This is a genomic window from Halomonas sp. IOP_14, from assembly GCF_021021315.1.
In the GTDB taxonomy this organism is placed as follows: Bacteria; Pseudomonadota; Gammaproteobacteria; order Pseudomonadales; family Halomonadaceae; genus Vreelandella; species Vreelandella titanicae.
Genome location: NZ_JAINWD010000009.1, coordinates 75,726 through 97,725, shown reverse-complemented (window position 1 = coordinate 97,725; position 22,000 = coordinate 75,726). Strand labels below are relative to the sequence as shown.

19 protein-coding genes and 1 pseudogene are annotated in these 22,000 nt (G+C 57.4%); 12 read left to right on the top strand and 8 right to left on the bottom strand.

Annotation, left to right across the window (positions count from 1 at the left end; translation table 11 throughout):
* Positions 1-58: 58 nt before the first annotated feature.
* From K7H09_RS09410 to K7H09_RS09400, 3 genes and pseudogenes are all read left to right on the top strand, one after another.
* A complete protein-coding gene (locus K7H09_RS09410; protein ID WP_027959807.1) occupies positions 59-457 on the top strand; it encodes a 6-pyruvoyl trahydropterin synthase family protein in 399 nt (132 codons plus the stop codon).
* Positions 454-2,406: a glycosyltransferase gene (locus K7H09_RS09405; protein ID WP_141439687.1), complete on the top strand. Its 1,953-nt coding sequence runs from the start codon at positions 454-456 to the stop codon at positions 2,404-2,406. Before K7H09_RS09410 ends, K7H09_RS09405 begins: the two co-directional genes overlap by 4 nt.
* Positions 2,327-3,337 (top strand): annotated as a pseudogene (locus K7H09_RS09400) (lysylphosphatidylglycerol synthase transmembrane domain-containing protein); the annotation flags it as partial. The gene K7H09_RS09405 and the pseudogene K7H09_RS09400, both read left to right, overlap by 80 nt.
* Positions 3,338-3,394: 57 nt before the next feature.
* On the opposite strand, the gene K7H09_RS09395 reads toward K7H09_RS09400, so the two are convergent.
* The gene (locus K7H09_RS09395) at positions 3,395-4,018 is read right to left on the bottom strand and encodes a RibD family protein (protein ID WP_230804535.1); all 624 of its coding nucleotides are present in this window, start codon (positions 4,016-4,018) and stop codon (positions 3,395-3,397) included.
* Between the two features lie 331 nt (positions 4,019-4,349).
* On the opposite strand from K7H09_RS09395, the gene ribA reads away from it, so the two are divergent.
* Positions 4,350-5,453, top strand: a complete 1,104-nt coding sequence (gene ribA / locus K7H09_RS09390) for a GTP cyclohydrolase II RibA (protein ID WP_009287250.1) — start codon at positions 4,350-4,352, stop codon at positions 5,451-5,453.
* Positions 5,454-5,471: 18 nt separating this feature from the next.
* Here ribA and K7H09_RS09385 read toward each other — a convergent pair whose 3' ends face one another.
* The 3 genes from K7H09_RS09385 to K7H09_RS09375 form a co-directional block, all read right to left on the bottom strand.
* Positions 5,472-6,275, bottom strand: a complete 804-nt coding sequence (locus K7H09_RS09385) for a creatininase family protein (RefSeq protein ID WP_141439685.1) — start codon at positions 6,273-6,275, stop codon at positions 5,472-5,474.
* Between the two features lie 21 nt (positions 6,276-6,296).
* Positions 6,297-7,079 (bottom strand): FkbM family methyltransferase, encoded by a 783-nt coding sequence (locus K7H09_RS09380; RefSeq protein WP_035538567.1) that lies wholly within the window; start codon positions 7,077-7,079, stop codon positions 6,297-6,299.
* A 72-nt stretch (positions 7,080-7,151) separates the two neighbouring features.
* Positions 7,152-8,714, bottom strand: coding sequence for a glucan biosynthesis protein (locus K7H09_RS09375; protein WP_230804486.1), 1,563 nt, complete (start codon positions 8,712-8,714; stop codon positions 7,152-7,154).
* A 238-nt stretch (positions 8,715-8,952) separates the two neighbouring features.
* Between K7H09_RS09375 and K7H09_RS09370 the strand changes: the two genes are divergently transcribed.
* Complete coding sequence (locus K7H09_RS09370; RefSeq protein WP_141439684.1) at positions 8,953-10,635, top strand: sulfatase-like hydrolase/transferase; 1,683 nt, start codon at positions 8,953-8,955, stop codon at positions 10,633-10,635.
* Complete coding sequence (locus tag K7H09_RS09365) at positions 10,632-12,041, top strand: mannose-1-phosphate guanylyltransferase/mannose-6-phosphate isomerase (protein WP_027959800.1); 1,410 nt, start codon at positions 10,632-10,634, stop codon at positions 12,039-12,041. Before K7H09_RS09370 ends, K7H09_RS09365 begins: the two co-directional genes overlap by 4 nt.
* An 8-nt stretch (positions 12,042-12,049) precedes the next feature.
* Here the strand turns inward: K7H09_RS09365 and K7H09_RS09360 are convergent, their stop codons facing one another.
* The 4 genes from K7H09_RS09360 to K7H09_RS09345 all read right to left on the bottom strand — a co-directional run bounded on the left by K7H09_RS09360 (position 12,050) and on the right by K7H09_RS09345 (position 14,243).
* The gene (locus tag K7H09_RS09360; protein WP_141439683.1) at positions 12,050-12,400 is read right to left on the bottom strand and encodes a DUF4870 family protein; all 351 of its coding nucleotides are present in this window, start codon (positions 12,398-12,400) and stop codon (positions 12,050-12,052) included.
* A 19-nt stretch (positions 12,401-12,419) separates the two neighbouring features.
* Positions 12,420-13,355 carry a lysophospholipid acyltransferase family protein gene (locus tag K7H09_RS09355; protein ID WP_141439682.1) on the bottom strand — a complete coding sequence of 312 codons (936 nt, stop codon included), beginning with the start codon at positions 13,353-13,355 and terminating at the stop codon, positions 12,420-12,422.
* A gap of 2 nt (positions 13,356-13,357) precedes the next feature.
* On the bottom strand, positions 13,358-13,747 hold the full coding sequence (locus K7H09_RS09350) for a DUF4870 family protein (protein ID WP_022520530.1): 390 nt from the start codon (positions 13,745-13,747) through the stop codon (positions 13,358-13,360).
* Between the two features lie 112 nt (positions 13,748-13,859).
* On the bottom strand, positions 13,860-14,243 hold the full coding sequence (locus K7H09_RS09345; protein WP_022520529.1) for a VOC family protein: 384 nt from the start codon (positions 14,241-14,243) through the stop codon (positions 13,860-13,862).
* Between the two features lie 40 nt (positions 14,244-14,283).
* Here K7H09_RS09345 and K7H09_RS09340 point away from each other — a divergent pair, with 40 nt between their 5' ends.
* The 6 genes from K7H09_RS09340 to K7H09_RS09315 all read left to right on the top strand — a co-directional run bounded on the left by K7H09_RS09340 (position 14,284) and on the right by K7H09_RS09315 (position 21,932).
* On the top strand, positions 14,284-14,928 hold the full coding sequence (locus tag K7H09_RS09340; protein WP_167522513.1) for a class I SAM-dependent methyltransferase: 645 nt from the start codon (positions 14,284-14,286) through the stop codon (positions 14,926-14,928).
* A 180-nt stretch (positions 14,929-15,108) separates the two neighbouring features.
* On the top strand, positions 15,109-16,482 hold the full coding sequence (locus K7H09_RS09335; protein ID WP_230804485.1) for an MFS transporter: 1,374 nt from the start codon (positions 15,109-15,111) through the stop codon (positions 16,480-16,482).
* Positions 16,483-16,605: 123 nt separating this feature from the next.
* The gene (locus K7H09_RS09330) at positions 16,606-18,393 is read left to right on the top strand and encodes an acyl-CoA dehydrogenase (protein WP_141439679.1); all 1,788 of its coding nucleotides are present in this window, start codon (positions 16,606-16,608) and stop codon (positions 18,391-18,393) included.
* A 131-nt stretch (positions 18,394-18,524) separates the two neighbouring features.
* On the top strand, positions 18,525-20,153 hold the full coding sequence (locus K7H09_RS09325; RefSeq protein WP_141439678.1) for an acyl-CoA synthetase: 1,629 nt from the start codon (positions 18,525-18,527) through the stop codon (positions 20,151-20,153).
* A gap of 39 nt (positions 20,154-20,192) precedes the next feature.
* Positions 20,193-21,041 carry a 3-hydroxybutyryl-CoA dehydrogenase gene (locus K7H09_RS09320; RefSeq protein ID WP_022520525.1) on the top strand — a complete coding sequence of 283 codons (849 nt, stop codon included), beginning with the start codon at positions 20,193-20,195 and terminating at the stop codon, positions 21,039-21,041.
* A gap of 117 nt (positions 21,042-21,158) precedes the next feature.
* The gene (locus K7H09_RS09315) at positions 21,159-21,932 is read left to right on the top strand and encodes an enoyl-CoA hydratase-related protein (RefSeq protein WP_022520524.1); all 774 of its coding nucleotides are present in this window, start codon (positions 21,159-21,161) and stop codon (positions 21,930-21,932) included.
* Positions 21,933-22,000 lie beyond the last annotated feature (68 nt).

The window sequence follows — 22,000 nt, the reverse complement described above, 5'->3', positions numbered from 1 at the left end:
AACGCCGTATGGTCGAGCGCAATAGTTAATCAGAGGTTTCTTATCATTTGGAGTCTCTATGTTTCGTTTATGTGTCCGTGACCACTTTATGATCGCCCACAGTTTCAATGGTGAGATCTTTGGCCCTGCCCAGCGTACCCACGGCGCTACCTATGTTGTCGATGTGGTTTTTCAGCGCCCCGAGCTGGATGAGGACGGCCTGGTGATCGATATCGGCCTTGCCAGCGAAACGGTAAAATCAGTACTGGCGGGTTACAACTTCTGTAATTTGGATGAAGTGCCCGAGTTCGCGGGTAAAAATACCACCACCGAGTTCATGGCCAAGGTGATCTTTGACCAGCTCGCCAAGGCGATTGGTGAGGGCAAAATGGGCATCACCGCCAAAGGGATTACCCATATGGAGATCAAGCTACATGAATCCCATGTAGCCTGGGCAAGCTATGAAGGCGCTCTATGAGTAAGCGGTTTAACCTTATCGTTGCCGGTGACCCTGCTCAGCGTACCGGCGGCTATATTTACGACGCCCAAATTGTCTCGGCCCTGCGTGACCAGGGATGGGAAATTGACGTCGTCGGCTTGGCTGGCACGTTTCCTGATGCGGATGCCGAGGCAGCAGAAGCGCTCACTCAGGCCCTAGCGTCGCTTCCCGATCAGGCGGCGGTGGTGATTGATGGCCTGGCCATGGGAGCGCTGCCGGAGGTGGTTGCCCAACATGCCCAGCGGCTGGAAATCACAGCGTTGCTGCACCACCCCTTAGGCGATGAATTGGGCCTTGAGGAGGCTGATCAGCAGCGCTTTCATCGCAGCGAGTTAAACGCGCTTGCCCACGTGGCGCGGATTATCGTCACCAGTCACTTTACCGCCCGGCGCTTACCGGAGCTGGCGGCCCACTATGAAATGCCACTCAATCCCAGTGTCACTGTGGTTGAGCCGGGTGTTGCTCAGGCGCCGATCAGCCCCGCAGCAGAACCGGGTGAGCTACTACGTTTGCTATGTGTGGCAACGTTAACGCCGCGCAAAGGGCAGGATATTCTGGTAAAGGCATTGGCGGGCGTTAGCGGCGATCACTGGCAATGCGACTGCTACGGTGGCGCTCGGGATGCCACTTTTACCCAGCGTGTACAGCAACTGATTGATCAGAACGGCTTGCAAGACAGCGTACGGCTTCACGGCGAGTGCGATGGCGCTACGCTGGAAGCGGCCTATCGCAGCGCCCATGCGCTGGTACTGCCCTCTTGGTATGAAGGCTACGGCATGGTGGTCACCGAAGCCCTGGCCCACGGCCTGCCAGTGATTACCACTACCGGTGGTGCGCTTCGCGATACCTTGCCTGCAGGCGCTGGTTTGAGCGTTGAACCGGGTGACGTCGACGCGCTTCAAGATGCCCTCAGCCGTTTTTGCCATGACGACAAACTACGCCACCAACTGCGCCAAGGAGCGGCCCAGGCCCGGGATGCGTTAAGCGACTGGCAAGAAGCGGGGGCCAAGTTTGCCGCGGCGTTAACTGCGCCCGCCGATTCTCCAAATTTGCGCCCAGGCAGCCAGTTTGCGTCCGACTGGCTGACGCTGCGGGAGGCGGCTGATGTCGATTCCCGTAGCCAGCCCTTGGCTGAGCTTGCCGCGGAGTGGCTGAGCGCGCGTACTCCGGCGCCGCTGATAGCGGATCTTGGCTGCGGCCGGGGCAGTAATATGCGCTTTCTGGCGCCGCGCCTGAATGGCCAACAGCGCTGGAAGCTGATCGATCACGACGCCATTTTGTTAGCCCAGGCGCGCCAGCGTGCTGCCGGATTAAGCAATAGCCAAGGGCAGCCCGTGGCCGTTGAGACGCACTGCGTATCGTTGGAACTGCTTGCTGAGGTGCCGCTTGACGACGCGCACCTCGTCACCGCATCGGCGCTGCTGGATCTGGTCTCCGAGCAGTGGATCGATGCTTTTGTGGCTCGCATTGCCGGGCAGCAGCAGGCGCTGCTGATAGCGCTAAGCGTGACCGGTGAGTGGCACTTTATTGACCCCCAAGGCGCGCCGGTGCTGGATGACGAAGACCGCTGGCTGCAGGCGATGTTTATGGCTCACCAGCAGCGCGATAAAGGTTTAGGTGATGCACTAGGCGGGCAGGCGCACGGGGCATTAGCTGCCGCGTTAGAGAGGGCTGATTATCGCATTGAACAAGCTGAAACACCGTGGCAGCTCGCTGCTGGCAGTCAAGAACAACAGCCGTTGATGTTGGCGCTGCTCGAAGGCTGGGCCGAAGCCGCCACCGAGCAAGCCCCAGAAGCGGCGGCGCGTATTGCCACCTGGTTACAGCAGCGCCAGCAAGCGGTGGCCAATGGCGAACTGGGTATTTGGGTGGGGCACCGCGACCTGTTTGCTACGCCTCTGTTTGCCAACCCCAGGGAAGAGGCCTAATCCTATGGGGCCGGATCAAGGTATGTTCACTCGACTGGGGGCTTGTTATAAAAAGCTGGCGCGGAGAAGCCCATGGCTACGCCGCATGGTGGTCAGCATAGCGTTGCTGGGTGCGGTGGCGTTGTGGGTGGAGCCCCAGGCGATTGTGGCGGAGGTGCAACGTTTCTCCGCGGAGTGGGTCGTGCTGGCGTTAGCCATCAGCACGCTACAGATCATGCTTTGCGCCTGGCGCTGGCAGTTTACCGCGGGTCTTATTGATGTACCGCTGCGGTTTGCTTACGCGCTACGGGAGTACTACCTGGCCCTACTGGTCAATCAGCTGTTGCCCGGCGGTGTATTAGGCGACGCCGGGCGGGCGCACCGCCATGCCACTCAAGCGCAGTCTAGGGGGCGCGCCTGGCGAGCGGTGATTATTGAGCGCGCCTCGGGGCAGGTCGCCGTGGTGATGCTAACGCTAACCGCGCTGCTTTTCTCACCGCTCTGGCATGCCGCGCTGGGTGAGTCAGTGATCACAGCGGTGGGGTTAAGCGCATTCGCCGCTCTTGCGGCGCTCATCGCCAGCGGCCTGCTGCTGCGCCAACGTTTTAGCCATGGGCTGACAAGGCTGCCGAGCTGGTGCCAAGCCCTGGCGCGCGATGTAAGGCGTGGTTTGTTGCGGCACGGCGTGTGGCCCCAGCAGTTGCTTTCGTCTCTGGTGATTGTGTTGAGCTATGGTCTGGTAATGGTCTGTGCGGCTCGGGCGATTGGCGTTGAGCTACCGTCGCTGCAAGTGCTGGCGCTGACACCGGTACTGCTACTGGCCATGCTGATCCCATTTTCGGTAGCCGGATGGGGATTGCGTGAAGGCGCCGCTGCCGGGGTCTGGGCGCTGGTCGGCCTGCCACCCGCTCAAGGCGTGGCGGTGTCATTGGCTTACGGGGTGCTGGTGTTGCTGGCGAGCCTACCGGGTATCTGGGTGGCGCTGAGTCGTCGTGAAAAAGCGCAACCTTCAGGCGGTAGTATCCCGCAGTCGCAGATCGAACAGCGTATCGTCACCGCAGCGGAAAGTTCGCGCGGGCGGGCGCAGCGCACTCTCAAGGGTCTCGATGGGCGTCATTTGCAGCCCTGGCCTACCGGAGCCGATCAGCAGCGGGGCGACCAGCAGATGCAGTCGATCAACGGTTCCCGCTTCGATAAACTGAGACACCGTAATGCCGCCGCCTTCTATCAACACCCGCGGCAGGCCCTTCTTGGCCAGCAGGGTGACAACACCATGGGGAGCGAACTGACCGCTGGCGTTCAGGGGCAGTACGCAACGTTCAACGTGGGCCAGGCTCGTCGTTGCCTGCAGCTCAGACCTTACGTCAGACCCCACGATATGCAGCGTCGGGGCGCTATCGGTGTTCAGCAGTGCCAAGTCGCTGGGAATGCGGCCGCGTGGATCCAGCACCACCCGCGTCGGGTTAGTGCCGCTAACATGGCGCACGGTCAGCTGCGGGTTATCGGCGCTGGCGGTACCCGCGCCGACCACCACTGCGTCGACCAAAGCGCGCAGACGATGCAGGTGAACCAAACTTTCATGGCCGTTGATGTAGTGGGAGTGGCCGCTTTCCGTGGCAATGCGGCCATCCATACTCTGTCCCAGCTGCGCCACCACCCACGCCGGTCGACTGGCCAGCGGGGTCAGGCAATTGAGCAGCTCTCGCGCCTCAGCGGTGATCGCTTTAGCCGTTTGCCACTCGCCGGTTGGCGCCAAGGTGATCGCCACATCGCAAGAGCGCCGATGACGCAACGCCAACAGCCATTCCCAAGCATCAGACAGCGCGATAATGTTGACATGGGATTCGGGCATGACGCCTCCGTGCTAAAAAATCCGCTTCATCATGCGGGCTCTCGTCAGTTGAGAGCAAGTTGTTTAGAGCAAGCATACGCCATCCCTCTCGTAAGGAAGCCAGGAGGCCTACATGTACCAGATTGAACGCGCTATTTTCGACATCCGTCGTGGATTGCCAGTGGTGGTGAATGCCAGTGGGCAGCGTTTGCTCGTGCAGGCGCTGGAAGGCAGTGAATCGGTCGAAGCGCTGGCTTTGCTAGCAGGCGAGCGGCCTTCGCTGGTGCTTACTCGTCACCGCCTGACGGCGATGGGCATGAACTTGTCCGCCGAGGCCGCCAGCCTACCGCTGGTAGCTCACATTAGCACCAATGAGCTGAATGGCTTGGCCACGGCGGAAACGCTTTCACAACCTGCGGGTGGGTTACTGAGCGGGTTAAAGCCCGCCGGAATAGCCGAACTAGGCGCCGTGACGCTGATGCGCAGAGCCCTGCTGATTCCCGCAGCGCTCTGCGCTTTTGTTAGCCAAGAGGCTACAGCGACCATTGAGCAACAGTTGGCAGAAGGACGCCTGCTGCAAGTCAGCGCTGAAGACGCTACACAATGCCTTGCCGGGGCGCCGGGCATGCTCAAGCGGGTGAGCGAAGCGAATATCCCCCTCGAGGATGCTGCCGACAGCCGCTTTGTGCTTTTCCGTGAGCCGGACGGCCTGCGTGAGCACGTTGCTGTGGTGATCGGTAAACCGGAGCGCTGGGAAGGCGCGGTGCCGCTACGCCTGCACTCGGCGTGTTTAACCGGTGACCTGTTCGGCAGTCTGCGTTGCGATTGCGGCGAGCAGCTACGCAACGCCGTGGCGGATATTCAAGCCATGGGTGGCGGTGTGCTGCTCTATTTGGCTCAAGAGGGCCGGGGCATTGGCTTAGCCAATAAACTACGCGCCTACACCTTACAGGATGGTGGCCTGGATACTGTGGATGCGGATCAAGTGCTCGGTTTTGGTGACGATGAGCGCCAGTATGCGGTGGCGGTGGATATGCTCAATGCGCTCAACATCGACCAGGTGCAGCTGCTGACCAACAACCCCTTGAAGATGGAAGCGTTGCGCCAGGGTGGTATTGAAGTGGTATCACGCCAGGCGCTGTACGGCAGCGTTACCGATCACAACCAGCGCTATCTAAATGCCAAGGCGACCCGAGGTGGGCACTTTTTGGAAGATGTGCTCAGTGGCCAGCGTTAAACGCAAAACGGTCGCGGGCTAAAGCTGTCTCCCACTTGTGCAGCGAGTTTGGTTGGTTAGCGGTGGTAGGTGGGCGGTTTCCGTCACTACGGCCGCTAGTTGGCGGGCATAGTGCTGAACCAGCCGTTCGCCTAGTTCAGCGCTGGCTTGGCTGGCATCGCCCGCCACACCTTGGATGCTTAAGTCTTCTGCCAGCCAGGCAACAGCTGCAGCACCTTCTGCGCTCACTAATGCATCGCCTTGGGGCGCTGCAGGCGGGGTGGCCTTGTAGCCGTCCAACTGCACCAGCGCGGGCGCTAAATAGCGCATCATCGCAGTTTCGAGCAGTCCCCCGTGTAAGCCGTAGCGCAACTCTTCCGCATTAATGGCACCCTCTAACGGTGGTAGTCGGGTATAGGTCGCTTTTACCACGCGCATGCTATGCCGCCGCCGTAGGGTTAAGCCTGCCAAATCCATCACCGCCTTATTGCCACCATGGCTGTTAAGCAGCACCAGTCGGCGTATGCCGGCGCGAGCCAGGCTATCCCCATAAGCCTCTAATGTGGCAATGGCCAGCGGTGCTGGCAGGCTAAGCGTGCCGGGGAAACTGGCGTGCTCATCGCTTGCTCCGACGGCAATGGCGGGCAGGCAGATGACATTAAGGTTCGGATCAAGCGCCTCCAGCATCGCGGCTTGCAGGCCCTCGCCAATGGTCAAGTCGGTGGCCAAGGGGAGGTGAGTGCCGTGTTGTTCAATGGCGCCGAGTACCAGCACCGCTACCGGGTCGCATTGGGCGAACTCGGCTAACTGCGGAGCGGTTAGGGTTTGCCAGTGGTGAATCATAAAATGAGAAGCCTTTAGGTATTAAGCATCATTCAGAAGTAATCGATGATCCGAGCGGCAGGCGTATAGGTCACCGGAAGGCAATCCTTCGGCCCCTGCGCTTAGCCACTCGCTAACCGCTTGTGGCGTTTGCCACTCGGCCCAGCGAAAGTGGCGCTGCTCACCAGCTACCACGTTGTAGCGGTACTCGCCAAGGCGGCTTAAGTGGTTCACGCAGGCGTCGTTTATTTCCAGGGCACCTGCCACAAACTCCACCGACAGCGCGGCCACCGGGCAATTTAGCCCCGCCAAAACCTCCGCCTCAAAGCCTTCAACGTCGATTTTTATAAAGCTGGGTTCGCCATACTCGTCAATTAACGCATCCAGCGTGGTCACTGGCACCCGTAAACGCTGCTCCCACCGTACCTGACTAAAGCCTGCGTTGCGTTCGCCGATCTGCTCCCGCCACTCGGTGGCCAGGGTGGAAAGGGTCGGGTTGCTGGGGCTGATCGCGATCTCGGCAAAGCCCACCGTAGGGCCCGCCGCCATCGGCAGCAGGGTAATGGTCGGCGGTTTTACCAGGCGTTTAAACCATTTGGCGAGGTCGGGCTGGGGCTCCAGCGCCACCACCTTGGCGCCGAGCGCATGAAAAGCTGCGCTACGGTCGCCTAGATGCGCGCCAATATCAAAGGCAACGGTGCCGGGTTGTATGAAAGGCTGATAGAGGCGCTGCAGGCCACGCTGACGCCCAGGCCGCCAATAAATAAACAGCGAGCGGGCTAGCCCACCCGCGCTGCGCAGTCGTCGTAGCGCCATGCGCCGCATTAGTTGGGCTCTCTGAATGGACGTGCCTTGATCCACACAGGCGCTGGCGAGATAAGGTTGGCTTGATAAGTGCTATTCGTCATCGGGATACCACACGTAATTCCAGGTTTCGCTAACTGGTTCGCCGTTTAAGGTGAGCCTTAGGCGAACATCGCTGGGTTGATCGCTGGCGGGTAGCCGGAAGCTGGCTCGCCAGCCATTGTTGGGCAGCGCGGTGACCTGGGGGAGCAGTACCTCGCCGTGTTGGGCGCTAATATCTAACTCGACGGGCTGGTCAGCGGTGAGCTCCTCTAAGGCACCTCCCTGAAAGTCGACAATAAACTGGCGCTGGCCTTGTGAGGTAGAGTCCGCTTGCCCCGGCACCGCCGCATTGCCATGACGAGTGCGAATGGCGCGGCCAAGATTGTGCGCATCAGGCTGAGTGTTCAGCGTGTGAGTGAGATAGTGCAGGCGGCGCGATTCGCCGGCATCCAGGGTGTCGTCCGCCACCCAGTAGGCGACTATATTGTCGTGAGTCTCATCGGGGGTAGGGATTTCGACAAGTTCCACGTGGCCCGGCCCCCAATCATCCAGCGGGACAACCCATTGGCTGGGGCGACGGTGATACTGGGCTTCGGTATCCAAATAGCGGTTAAAATCCCGTTCCCGTTGCATTAATCCAAAGCCTTGAGGGGAGTCGTCTACAAAGGCGGATGTATGCAGGTGAGATGGGTTACTCAGCGGGCGCCAGATCCACTCACCGCTACCGGCATGTATCAGTAGGCCGTCGGAGTCGTGCACCTGTGGACGAAAATCGTCCGGCCGCTCGCGGCTTGCCTCACCATAAGTGAACATACTGGTGAGCGGTGCAACGCCCAGCTTGGTAATATCTTGCCGGGCAAACAGCTCCGCTTCGACCTCGACCTGAGTATTCTCACCGGGTTGGATAACAAAGCGATAGGCGCCGCTGACTGAGGGGCTATCCATTAACGCCAGCAGTTCAATCTGTTCGGCATCAGCCTCGGGTTTATAGAGCCAAAACTCGCGAAATGCCGGGAACTCTTCGCCATCTGGCGAGGCGGTATCGATCGCCAGCCCGCGGGTAGAGAGTCCGTAAGCCTGGTCACGCCCCACAATGCGGAAGTAGCTGGCACCGAGAAATACACCAAATTCGTCGGAGTAGTCATTGCTGTTAAGAGGGTAGTGGAGACGAAACCCCGCATGGCCGCTGCCGGCTAAGTCTTGCTCTTTCAGTGCGGCGGCATTGCCATCGTAGGTGTAGTCCTCTGCTGAAAAGGGCAGGGGCGTTACCGTGTCGTTTTCGATAACGTTCAAGGCAATCGGGGTTTGAAACAGAAAGCCGCTATGAAATAACTGTAGGTTAAAAGGGCTCTCGTCTTTCCAGTAGGCGTGTTCGGGATCAAAGCGAATTTGCCGGTAGGTATCGTAATCAAGCTCACGCAATACCTCTGGTAAGGTCTCTTCCGGGGCTTGGTAGGTTTCTTGAGCAAGCTGTTTGGCGCGTTCAATAACCTGCCTGAAGTGCGCATCGTCTGCGGCCAACGCTGGCAAGGTCAGCGCGCAGCCAATTAACACTATCCATTTGCCAGGCCGCCACTTGGCAACCGGCTTCCTACCAACTTGATTACAACGCATGGGCGAAATCCTTTCCGGTGAGGGCCTGCAAAGCGCATGGCCTAAAGCCAAGCAAAGCGTGAAATTTTTACACAACAACTATACGATAAAATATTACAGTACATGATTATTGCGCTTTTCAGCAGCCTTATTCCTTGCTCTCTTATCTTGCGATTGGGTACAGCTACTCAACGAGACCAAGCGCTGACAGACTATACCTTTGACACTGTAAGCTAAAGTAGGCACCTATGGGGATGCGATGAGTCGATTATTACTAATGCTTCTAACGCTGAATTTCTTACTCATCGCGCCGCTCTGGTGGCGTTTTGGCGAGATCAGCTCATATTTGCTCGCTTGGGAGGCGCTTATCATTGCGCCGCTCATGTTGCTGCTCCCCGTCGGCCAAGCGCGCCGCATAGTGTCCATCGGACTCGTTAGTTGGGTGATGTTGGCAACCGCCGCGAATCTAGGCGCAGCCGCCACTCAAATGGCCTTTGCCCGGCCACTTAATCTTTATCTTGATATACCTTTGCTGCGCTCAATTTATCACCTGCTAGTAGGTAATGTAGGTCAACTGTTGGCAGTTTGCGCAATGCTGCTGGGGGTTGCCCTGCTGATAGCCATCACTCTGGTTTTGGCACGCCTGATGATGCCACCCGTTGCCAACTCTGTTAAGCGCCTGCCTGGCGTGGTCGCGTTAACGCTGTTGGTCACTGCCACTACCGGCGCGGCGCTTGAACTCAATGGAGTACGGCTGATAGAAAGCGCGCGCTTGCCAGCGGTGGACACCACGCGTTTTCAGTGGCAGCAAATTACCGATACCCACGCCGCCCGCCTCGCCTTTACTGCACAGCTGGAGGCCGCACCCATGGAGGCGCGACCACTGCCGGGATTGGCGGGGCGCAATGTACTGCTCACCTTTATTGAGTCCTACGGTATCTCGGCGCTGGAAAACCCACGTTACTCCGACGTTCTACTGCCTACTCTAGCCGAGATGCAACAGCGCCTGGGGGAGCATAACCTCCACGTGGTCTCTGGCATGTTGGCCTCACCCATTCGTGGTGGGCAGTCATGGCTAGCCCACGCGACAGCCCTCAGCGGCCGCTGGATCGACAACCAGCTGTGGTATCAGCTGATGTTGGACAGCGGCCACTCCACTTTGATCGATGATTTTCGTGCCACTGGTCAGCGAACCCTCAGTGTGATGCCCGCCATTACCCTGGCGTGGCCGGAAGGGGAGGCCTACGGTTTCGATGAAATTGCCGCAGCGAAAGATATCGCTTACGCCGGGCCTGCTCTCAACTGGGTAACCATGCCGGATCAATTCACTCTCGATTACACCCAGCGCTACTTGCTAGGTGAGACACCGGTGTTTGCCCAATTGGCACTGATCTCCAGCCATGCCCCATGGACGCCGATTCTGCCGGTACTGGACAATTGGTCATCCATTGGCGATGGGCGTATTTTTGCCCCCTGGGAGGATGCCGGTGACCCACCTGAAGTGCTGTGGCAGGACATTGAGCGCATTCGTGATCACTACGCCTGGTCGGTAGACTACGCTGTGAAAGTCACCGGCCGCTGGGCTGAACGTGTAGTGGATGATAATACCTTGATGATAGTGCTGGGGGATCATCAAGCCGCGCCGTTGATTACCGGTGACGATGCCAGCGCGGCAGTACCGGTGCATATTATTAGTGGCGACCCTGAATTATTGGCGCCCTTTATAAAGCGTGGCTTTGTTCCTGGCACGTTGCCTACACTCAAAGAGTCGCGCGACGTACCTAGAATGAGCCAATTACGCCACTGGCTACAGGCCGATTTTGGAGAGTTAGCGGTGGATGTAGCCACTGATGTGACAACAGGAATGACTGCTGGGGTAAGTGTTGCCTCTGATGTACGGCCAGTCACCGTTTCAAACACAATGACAAGGACGCAGGAATGATTCAGCCAGTGATTTTAAGCGGAGGCAGCGGCACGCGGCTCTGGCCGCTTTCCCGAGAGCAGATGCCGAAACAGTTTTTGCGCTTAACCTCCTCCCAGAGTCTGCTCCAGCAAACCCTAAGCCGCTTAGCCGGGCTAACCGACACAGCACCAATGCTGATGGGCCATCATAGTCACCGCTTTTTAATGGCCGAACAACTGCGCGAAATGGATCAAGCCGCTACCCTGGTGCTTGAACCTGAAGGCCGCAATACCGCTCCGGCAATTGCTTGTGCGGCGCTATTGGCGCGCCAGTCTGGCGATGACCCGCTACTGCTAGTGCTCCCGGCTGATCATGTGATTGGTGATGTCCAGGCGTTTCAATATAGCGTTTCACTGGCTGTGTCGTTAGCAGAAGCGGGTTATCTCGTAACTTTTGGCGTTGTGCCCACACAGGCTGAAACGGGTTACGGCTATATAGCTTGCGGGGAGCCGCTGGAAGGCGGCCATCATCTGGCGGCCTTTATTGAAAAACCCGATGCCAAGCGGGCGACAGCGTTAGTCGACAGCGGCGATTACCTATGGAACAGCGGCATGTTTCTACTTCGCGCTTCAAGTTACTTAGGTCAACTAAAACGGCTCCAGCCAAATATGCTGGAAGCCTGCGAAGAGGCGGTTAGCAGTGCGCATCATGACTTGGATTTTCTACGTTTGGGTGAAGCGGCGTTTCATCGCTGTCCTGCAGACTCCATCGATTACGCGGTGATGGAGCACTGCGATCGTGCTGCGGTAGTGCCATTGGCTGCCGCTTGGAGCGATATCGGCAGTTTCGATGCGCTGTGGTCAACCGTTACGCCTGACGCGGCGGGTAATGCTACCAAAGGCGATACGTGGTTGACCGACACGCAGGATTCGTTGGTGTTTGGCGAGCACCGCTTGGTGGCCACACTGGGCGTGAATAATCTGATTGTCGTGGAGACATCGGATAGCGTACTAGTGGCCCACCGTGATCAGGCGCAGCAGGTAAAGCAGCTAGTCACATCGCTTACCCAAGCGGGGCGTAGCGAACCCTGCACGGCAGCCCAGATCCAGCGTCCCTGGGGCAGCTTTCAGGCCATGGACAGAGGCGAGCGTTATCAGGTCAAACGCATTACCGTTAAGCCTGGTGGGCGTTTATCGCTGCAGCGCCACCATCACCGGGCTGAACACTGGATCGTGGTGAGGGGAACAGCGCAGGTAACGCTAGAAGAGAGTCGCTTTTTGGTAACTGAAAACCAGTCCACCTATATACCTATTGGGGCACTGCACCGGCTGGAAAATACCGGCAAAATACCCCTTGAACTGATTGAAGTGCAGTCGGGGAGTTATTTGGGCGAGGACGATATTGAGCGTTTAGATGATGTTTACGCCCGTGGCAGCAGTGAATGACGTCTAACTCACCAAAGCCAGCTATTAGGGCGTGCCGGTGTTAGCCCTTTGCGAACATCGACCCAGCCGAGTACGCAGCGCACGCCTAGCCATACCGCTAGCAGCGGCCAGAGCAGGGTGCCGACTATCACAATGCTTAGCAAAAAGGCGATGCAGGCATAGAGCGTGCCGATCCAGAAGGTGCGGATCAGATACCGGTAGTGCTGCTGCAGCCAGGGCGCCGCTTCTTTACGATAAACATAGGCGATGATTACGCCAATCAGCAGGGTGATATTGGCAGTGACAATACCCGCTAAGTAAAGCGCGTAGATAATCTGCGGAGCGCGTATCTCATCGCGGGGTATAGGGGGGTGTGCCATCAGTTCTCTCTTTTTCAGCCTAATAAAGACGATAGTCGCGGAAGTTGGCTAGATTTTGCTGCTCCTGCACTACTTTACGGTAGCGCTTGTACTCCCATTGATACTGTGCAGGCTCCAAGGTAATCGCACTCTCGACGCTGGCATTGACGCCTGTGGCAGACTGCACATCATCGTCGCTATAGACCCGCTCGTCGGCATCCAGAAAATGGATCTCAAACCCTTTACCAGGAATACGTAGCGCGACGCCGGTGACTACCCGTGCCTGGGTGCGGGCGACCAATTTCGGCAGCAGGGTGGCGGTGTAAGCCTCGCGACTAAAGAAGGGTGCAAAAACGCCGCTGCCCCAGTCGGGCTCCTGGTCAGGTAGTATGCCAATCGCTTCGCTGCGTTTAAGCGCTTTAAGTAATGCCGCAACGCCGCGGGGGTTGGTGGGAACCAAACTTGCCCCCATACGCTCGCGGCCATGACGAATGACGGGATCGAGGGCGGTGATTTTGGGTGGCTCGTACATGGCGGTGAAAGGGAAATGGCTCGAGAGCCAAAAGTTAAGCACCTCCCAGTTGCCGAAGTGCGGGGCAAGCACAATCACGCCGCGGCCTTCGGTGCGGGCGTTATCGAGCTTGTCGCGACCGTGCACCGCTAAAATGCTGGTCTCTACCTTGTTTGGTTCCGCCATCCAGGCGTGGCCCAGCTCCAACATCGTAGCCGTTGAGTGGCGTAAACTGTGCTGACCAAGGGTTTTACGTTCAGCAATGGAGAGGTCTGGGTAAACGATCGCTAAGTTGCGATCGGTTACCCAACGCTCACGCTTATTAAAGCGGTAAACCAGGGGGCCGAGCGCCGAAGAAATACGCCACAGGCGCGCAAGCGGCCAGCGTGACAGTTGACGCCACAGCCAACTGATCGCACTGGCTTTGGAAAAAAGCCTAGCGTTATTAGCCCCCTGTGGTGTCATCGTTAAATCAACCAAGTATCTACATTGGAAGGTGCGCGCTTCTCTTGCAGCCCTTTGAAACCTTTAACACAGCGAATAATGAACCACACGGCTAGCGCCAGCAAAAGTGGGAAACCGATCACTGCAAAGAGCAATATCGAGAAAATAATGCCGTACACCAATCCTATCCAGAAGGTGCGGATCTGGTAGCGGTAGTGCTCGTCCAGCCACGTAGGGCCTTTGCCCTTATAGACATAGGCAATGACCACACCAATAATCGACGTAAAACCAAGGATAAAACTGGCCAGATAGAGCGCATAAATAACCATTGCCATGGTTGTGTCGGGCTGGGAGCTCTGCTCTTCGCTTACGACTTGGCCGTCGAGTGGGGATTCACTTTCGTTATCAAGCATAACGTTTCCTTTCATTCAATTGTATAGATGCTGAAGTGGGTGATGGTGCTTGGCACATCAGTGCGCGCTATTTAAGCGCGATATATAATACCTTGATTCATTAGACTTAGCATTAACGCGAAGAGGGGCGGCAAATCTCTAGCAGGTTACCGTCCGGGTCACGCAGATAAATCGACTCAATCGGGCCTGTGGCGCCTTGGCGGGCGACGGGGCCTAGCTCTACGTCTATCGCCAGCGCATCTAAATGCTGCTTGAACTCATCCAGCGGCAGCTGGCAGCGCAGGCATAAGTCCAGGCTGCCAGGGGTGGGTGTGGCTGAAATGGGGGCAATATCGGTGTCGGTTTGATGTAGGCGAAGTGCCGTATCACCGAGCATTAAATCGACCCGTTGGGCATCGCGATAGCGCACGTCTAGGCCCAAAACACGTGAGTAAAAATCGACTGCGCGACCCATATCGGTCACGGTTACAACAAGATGATCCAGACCTGATAGCATGCCACCTTCCTTAATACGTAACGATAAGCCAGAGAATACGATGATGCGCTGCTGTCCGCTCTGTGTGGAGCCCACTACTGCGCCCTACCACCGGGATCGGCGTCGTGACTACTACCAGTGTGCCACGTGCAAGCTGGTATTTGTCCCCCCCGAGCAGCATTTAAGCGCCGCTGCAGAAAAGGCCGAATACGATAAACATCAAAACTCGCCGCATGATACGGGATACCGGCGCTTTTTAGGGCGTTTATTTACCCCGCTGTTAGCTAAGCTCGAACCCAACGCCCGCGGTCTTGATTTTGGTTCAGGGCCAGGGCCGACGCTGTCGGTTATGTTCGCAGAGCAGGGGCACTCGATGGCTATTTACGACCTTTTTTACGCCCCCGATGCCTCAGTTTTGACACAAATATATGATTTTATCACCGCCACAGAAGTTGTTGAGCACTTGGCGCAGCCCGGCAAGGTGCTTACGCAGTTGGCGGCTCAGCTCTCGCCAGGTGGCTATCTGGGCTTAATGACCAAGCGCGTCACTTCGCCGGAGGCTTTTGCCCGCTGGCACTATATTAGCGACCCCACCCATATCAGCTTTTTTAGTGAGGAGACCTTCCGTTGGTGGGCACAAATGAATAGTTTAGTAGTGGAATTTCCTGGGCCAGACACGGTTATTCTACACAAAACGCTAACGTGAATAATTATAACGTTAGAAAAGCATTGACTTTGCCCCCTTTGGGGTAATAATTGCGCGCCGCTATCCCGGCCTGACTCGATGTGCCAGGTGAGATGACGGTTCCTGTGAACACGCTTAGTAGCGTTTTTACGCCTGTTTTCAGTCCTTTGTTTCACCACTTTTAGGCAAGACGAGGTTTTCATGTCGCGGCAACTGCTAGCCATGGCGCTGGCGCCCCTGTTAGGGCTCTTCATCCTCGGGATTGGCAACGGTTCTCTTGCCACCTTAATTACCGTGCGCTTGGATGCTGCCGGTGAGTCGGCCACGGTCATCGGTATTGTCTCGTCGGCTTACTTTATCGGTTTAGCGTTGGGCGCAATGGTGAATGACCGCCTGTTGCTGCGCATTGGCCATATTCGCGCTTACGGCAGTTTTGCCTCATTAGTGGCCGTCACGGTGCTGCTGCAAGGCTTGTTCTTCGACCCCTGGGCCTGGTTTGTACTGCGCCTTATCGGCGGCTGGGCCACGGTTGGGGTTTATCTGGTTATCGAAAGCTGGCTGCTCACGTCAGGCGACCAGAAGGTTCGCGGCCGCCTGCTGGCGCTTTATATGATTTCACTTTACGCCGCCGGTGTATTGGGCCAACTGCTGCTGGGTGTTACCAACGCCATGGGCGTCACTGCGCCCTTTATGGTGATTGGGCTACTGGCCTCGCTCTCTGTGCTACCTATGGCGATGATTCCTCGCGTGTCACCGATTATGGAGCACGCCGAACCGCTTCCCCCGCACCGTTTGATCACCCTGACGCCCACCGGTGTGATGGGTAGTTTAGGCTCTGGGATGGTGGTAGCCGCAGCGTACACACTGCTCCCGCTCTATTTACAGCGTATTGGCATGAGTGTCAGTCAGGTGGGGCAGATGATGGCGGTGGTGATTATGGGCGCGATGCTGCTGCAGTACCCGATTGGCCGTTGGTCGGATCGCCATGACCGACAAATGGTACTGATTGGCATTAGCGGTTTCTGCGTGCTGATCTCGGCGGCGATGCTTTGGCTGCCGCTCTCTACGCCGCTGTTGGCGGTACTGCTATTCTTGCTTGGCGGTGGGGTATTTGCGCTCTACCCGGTGGCGGTGAGCCACGCCGCCGACCGCGCCCCCGCAGGGGCGCTGGTGCGTATGAGCCAGGGCCTGTTGCTGATCAACTCCATTGGCGCCACGATCAGCCCGCTAATGATTTCTCCGGTGATGACCGCGATGGGCGATGCGGGTCTGTTTTGGGCCTTCGGCTCACTAAGTCTGTTCTTTGTTATGTTCTTCTCCTGGCGGCGTAGCGTGCGCCCGGCGCCTGTGCCTGTGGCACCCTTTACGCCGACTACGCCAATGACCGCTGCTGGTGCTGAGCTGGTGGTCACCGAGGAGTTGATGCAGGGGGCACTGGAGCACGAGCACTTGGAGGATCTCTCAGATGCCGTATGGGACGTCGACGCCGCTGAACCGGTGGTAGGGCCGCCTGCGGAAGATGAGAGCCATATCACTTATTATGATGATGTGGAGCAAGCAAGTGAGCGAAAGTAAAGACGGGTGAGGACGCTAATCATAGCGGGTGATACCTTGGGCTAATGGTGTGGGCAAGAGAGTGTTACTACTATCAAGGGTACACTTTCAAACAATTGTTTAATTTTCAGCCCGAGGTTCGCTATGAATGTTTACGCCGCACCGGTACGCGATTTGCGCTTTGTGCTTGAAGAGCTGCTAGCGCACCGTTCGCTTAGCCTGCCGGGCTTTGAAGAGGCCACGCCAGACTTGGTCGAGGCGGTACTCGAAGAGGCCGCAAAACTGGCCGGTGACATTTGGGGCCCGCTTAATAAGATTGGTGATCAGCAAGGGGCCAAGCGCCACTCCGATGGCAGTGTGACGACGCCAGAAGGCTTCGCGACGGCTTACCAGGCTTATGTCGAGGGTGGCTGGAACGGTATTGGTGTATCAGAAGCACTAGGTGGTCAGAACCTGCCAGAAGTGGTTGCCAGTGCGGTGCAGGAGATGCTTCACGGTGCCAATATGGCGCTGGGGCTCTGCCCCATGCTGACCGCTGGCGCTATCGAAGCGCTGGCCCATCACGGTAGCGATGCGCTCAAAGCGACCTACTTGCCCAAACTGGTGGAAGGCACCTGGACGGGCACTATGAACCTGACCGAATCCCAAGCGGGCTCGGATCTCTCCCAAGTACGCACTCGCGCGGTACCTGAAAACGACCATTACCGCATCAGCGGCCAGAAGATCTATATCACCTGGGGCGAACACGACGCCGCCGAAAATATTATCCATCTTGTGCTAGCCCGCAAACCCGATGCGCCGGAAGGCAACAAAGGTATTTCCCTGTTTCTGGTACCCAAGTTCCTGATCAATGAAGACGGCTCCTTGGGCGAGCGCAACGACGTCACCTGCGCCTCTATCGAGCACAAACTGGGCATTCATGGCTCGCCCACCTGCACCCTGAGCTTTGGTGAAAACGGCGGGGCGATTGGCTACCTTGTTGGCGAAGAAGGGCGTGGCCTTAATCATATGTTTACCATGATGAACGAGGCGCGTCACAAAGTCGGTATTCAGGGTATTGGCGTGGCCGAACGTGCCTGCCAGCACGCCTTTGCCTATGCGTTGGAGCGTCGCCAAGGGCGCTCTCCCAAAACCCGTGGCGGCGCTGAATGCAGTATCAGCGATCATTTAGACGTGCGCCGTATGCTGCTCTCCATGCGCTCACGCACCGATGCGCTGCGTGCCCTGGCGTTGTACTGCGCCGCCGAGCTGGATACCGCCCGCCACGCTGAAAGTAACGATGCCCGCCAGGCTGCCCAGGCCCGCGCCGATATCCTTATTCCGGTGATCAAAAGCTTCTCTACCGATCAAGCGGTGGAGATTGCCTCCATGGGGATTCAGGTACATGGCGGCATGGGCTACGTGGAAGAGACCGGCGCGGCGCAGCTGCTGCGCGATGCGCGCATTGCCCCCATCTATGAAGGCACGAATGGTATCCAGGCGCTCGATTTGGCAGGCCGTAAACTCCAGCGCGACAACGGCGAAGCGCTCACTGCACTATTGCATGAGGTTGCCGCCACCGTGGAGCAGCTAAACGCCGACCCGGCACTTAAAGCGTTGGGCCGCGGCTTGGACGCAGGCTTGAAAGATTTAAAAGCCACCCAAGCGATGGTTCTGGAACAAGGCAGCGATCCTGAAAACGGTGCGGATGCGGTGCAGGCCTACGCCACACCGTTTCTCACTTTGGCAGGCCACGTGCTGTGTGCATGGCAAATGGGTCAGGCGGCGCTTAGTGCCCAAGCAGCCCTTAACAACGGCAGCGATGATCCCTTCTATACGGCCAAGATGCGCAGCGCCGAATTTGCGATCACTCAATGGCTGCCGGTAGGCCGTGCTCAGCGCGCCGTGATTGAGGCGGGTATACAGTGTTTAAGCGATTTTGAGGTTCACTAACGCTAATTTTCAGCTTCACGCCGCCGCCTCTTGAGGCGGCGGCGCTGTTTCTAAGCGATCAAAACAACCATTTTAAACAAACTCTTAAAACGAACGCTTTCAAAAACATCAACAAAAGTCAGGAGCCGACCATGACCGCTATCTTTGAGCAAGGCTTGCCCAAAACTGTTGCCAACCACGTGCCGCTTTCACCGCTGACCTTTATCGAGCGCTCGGCGTCGATCTATCCCGATTACCCGGCGGTGGTACATGGCAGTACGCGACGCACCTGGAGCGAAACTTGGTCGCGCTGCCGCCAGCTTGCCTCGGCGCTCGAAAAGCGGGGCATTCAGCCGGGCCAGACAGTGGCGGCGATGCTGCCCAATATCCCCGCCATGTTTGAAGCACATTTTGGCGTGCCGCTGGCCGGCTGCGTGCTTAATACGCTGAATATTCGCCTGGATGCTGAGGCGATCAGCTATATGCTGGAACATGGCGAGGCCAAAGCCATTCTGGTCGACCCCGAGTTTGCTGAGGTCATCCAGCAAGCGGTTGCCAAGCTACCCCACAAGCCGCTTATCATTGATGTGACCGATGTGGAGTTTCTTGGTGAGACCCCGAGCATTGGGGAAGTGGAGTACGAAGCGCTGCTTCAAGAGGGCGACGCTGACTTTGCCTACCAGCTTCCTGCCGATGAGTGGGATGCGATCTCGCTCAACTATACCTCTGGCACCACCGGCAAACCCAAGGGCGTGGTCTACCACCACCGCGGCGCTTACCTCAATGCGGTGAGCAATATCATGGAGTGGGCGATGCCCCACCACCCGATCTACCTGTGGACGCTGCCGATGTTCCACTGCAACGGCTGGTGCTTCCCATGGACGATTGCCGCCAACGCCGGGGTAAACGTGTGTCTGCGCCGCGTCGATCCTAAAAAGATCATGCAGCTCATTGCCGAAGAGAAGGTCACCCACTTCAGCGGGGCTCCGATTATTCTTAATGGCCTCGTGAACCTGCCTGCGGAAGATAAGCATCAGTTCGATCATCCGGTCAAAGTCACCACCGCCGGTGCCGCGCCGCCTGCCTCGGTGATCGCCGGGGTGGAGAAGCTGGGCATTGAGGTAACCCACGTTTATGGCCTGACGGAAGTCTACGGGCCGGTAACCGTCTGCGCCTGGCGGGAGGCGTGGGATGAATTGCCGCTGGAAGCGCGGGCCAAAATCAAAGCCCGCCAGGGGGTGCGCTACCACATGCTCGAAGCACTGTGCGTGGCTGATCCGCTCACCATGGAGCCGGTACCCAAGGATGGCCAAACCATGGGTGAAATACTGATGCGTGGCAACAACGTCATGAAGGGCTATTTAAAGAACCCGGAGGCCACCGAGCAAGCGCTGAAGGGCGGCTGGTACCACACCGGCGATTTGGCGGTGTGGCATCCGGATGGCTATATCGAGATCAAAGACCGCTCGAAAGACATCATTATATCCGGTGGAGAGAACATCTCGACCATTGAAGTAGAAGACGCCATTTACGGCCATCCTGCGGTCGAAGAGGCGGCGGTAGTGGCCAAACCTGATGAGAAGTGGGGGGAGACGCCCTGTGCGTTTGTGAAGCTCAAAGTCGGTTACGGTGAAGTGACCGAGGCCGATATTATCGCCCACTGTCGCGAACATTTGGCGGGCTACAAAGTCCCCAAAACGGTTATTTTCAGCGAGCTACCTAAAACCTCGACAGGCAAGATCCAAAAGTTCGTACTGCGTGAAGAAGCTAAAAACCATTGATAACCCTAGTGTAGCGATAATCGATAGAGGAGAGAGTGCATGAGTGACCAACTTGTTGGCGTTGTAGGAGCCGGTACCATGGGGCAGGGGATCGCTCAGGTAGTGGCTGCTAGTGGCTTTAACGTGTGCCTTTACGATGTGGCCGAAGAGCAGCTTGGCCGTGCCAAAACGAACATCGATAAAGGCTTGGGTAAGTTGGTCGCTAAGGAGAAAATCAGCGAATCGGATAAAAGCGCCGCTCTAGCCCGTCTATCTACCACAACCACGCTGAGTGCCCTAGGCGACTGCGCAATTATTATCGAGGCCGCACCCGAACAGCCTGAACTCAAAGAGAAGTTGTTTCGCGATCTAAGCCGCTTGAGCAGCACCGCTATTCTGGCCTCCAACACCTCGTCGCTGTCGCTCACTCGCTTGGCAGCGGTGTGCGATCACCCCGAGCGCGTAGTGGGCATGCACTTCTTTAACCCAGTGCCAGTGCTCAAACTGGTGGAAGTGATTCGTGCCGAACAAACCTCGGACGCTACCGTGGCCGAGATTGAAACCCTAGCTAAAGCGTTGGGTAAAACTGCTGTGCCGGTAGGCGACGCGCCGGGCTTTGCGGTAAATCGCCTGCTGGTGCCCATGATCAATGAGGCAGCGTTTATCGTGCAGGAGGGCACCGCAACGCCGGAAGCGGTTGATAACGCTATGAAACTAGGAGCGGCTCACCCCATGGGGCCGCTGGCACTGGCGGATTTAATCGGGCTGGATGTGTGCCTGGCGATTATGGACGTGCTGCAAGAGGGCTTTGGCGACCCCAAATATCGCCCCTGTCCACTGCTTAAGCGCATGGTCGCAGCGGGCTACCTAGGCCGTAAAAGTGGGCGCGGCTTCTACTCTTACGATTAGCTTGTACTGAAGGGAAGAGTGCGGCGTAAAGAAGTGATTGCCACTCAACCAAGCGTTCGCTAGGGTTGAGTGGTGTTCACTTTAATGTTCCATAACAAATCAAATAAGGAGTCCGCCATGAGCGAAGCAGTCATCGAGAAGGTTGATAACGACGGGATGGTGCGTCTGACCATCAATCGTCCCAAAGCACTGAATGCGTTAAACAGCGAAGTGCTTTCCGCACTGGAAGCGCACTTAGTAGAGCTTGAGGCTCACCCGAACCTACGCGCCGTGCTGATTACCGGTGCGGGCGAGAAGTCTTTCGTCGCGGGTGCTGATATCACTGAAATGCGTGAAAAAACGCCCGAAGAAGCGCGAGCTTTCGCCAGCCAAGCGCTGCGTACTATTAAACGCCTAGAGACTCTCCCCGTGCCGGTGGTCGCGCTGGTGAACGGGTTTTGCCTTGGCGGCGGCTGCGAATTGGCGCTGGCCTGCGACTGGGCCGTAGCCAGTGACAACGCCGTATTCGGCCAGCCGGAAGTACTGCTGGGCGTCATCCCCGGCTTTGGCGGCACCCAACGGTTACCGCGTCGTGTTGGCCCTGCAATGGCGATTGACTTGGTGACTACCGGGCGCAAAATCGATGCCCAAGAGGCGCTACGTATCGGCCTAGTCAATCGCGTGATGCCGCAAGCGGAGCTGGAAAGCTACGCTGAAGAGCTCACCAAGCAACTGAAAGGCAACGGCCCGCAATCAGTGCGTGGTGCCAAGCAGGCCGTTCACGATGGTATGGATCAGGATCTGGATAGTGCACTGGCACTGGAAACCAGCTTGTTCGCCTTCTGCTTTGCCGGTGACGAGCAGAAAGAGGGCATGTCAGCCTTTGTTGAAAAGCGTAAACCTAACTTCTAAACCATGCCTCATTCCAGCTTTACTTATTTAGGGGGTGGCGCTTACGTCACCCCCGTTTTATTCTCGAA